Origin of the sequence: Reyranella sp., from assembly GCF_052439685.1 — a bacterium.
Lineage (GTDB): Bacteria > Pseudomonadota > Alphaproteobacteria > Reyranellales > Reyranellaceae > Reyranella.
This window is the reverse complement of the sequence record NZ_JBQVQG010000066.1, coordinates 1-285: the sequence shown is the minus strand read 5'-3', so window position 1 is coordinate 285 and position 285 is coordinate 1. Positions and strand designations below refer to the sequence as shown.

General features: G+C 69.5%; 1 protein-coding gene. It reads right to left on the bottom strand.

All coding sequences use genetic code 11. The features are described from left to right. Positions 1 to 271: DDE-type integrase/transposase/recombinase (locus ACT6UX_RS30265; RefSeq protein WP_444778844.1), on the bottom strand; the 271-nt coding region annotated here is incomplete at its 3' end. Between the last annotated feature and the right edge of the window lie 14 nt (positions 272 to 285).

Sequence of the window (285 nt, the reverse complement as noted above, 5' to 3'; positions counted from 1 at the left end):
CATTCTGCTGCGGCTTGCCCGGTTCGATGTAGTGCCAGTCGAGGCCACGGCCCTGGGCCCAGCCGAGCATCGCCAGGCCAGCGAACTCGGGGCCATTGTCCGAGACGCATTGCCGGGGCAGCCCTCGCCGGGCGATCACGGCCTCCAGCTCGCGGATCACCCGACTGCCCGGCAGCGAGGTGTCGGCCACCAGGCACAGGTTCTCCCGCGTGTAGTCGTCGACCACCGCCAGGATCCGGAACCGGCGGCCGTCACTCAGCGCGTCGTACACGAAGTCCATCGACC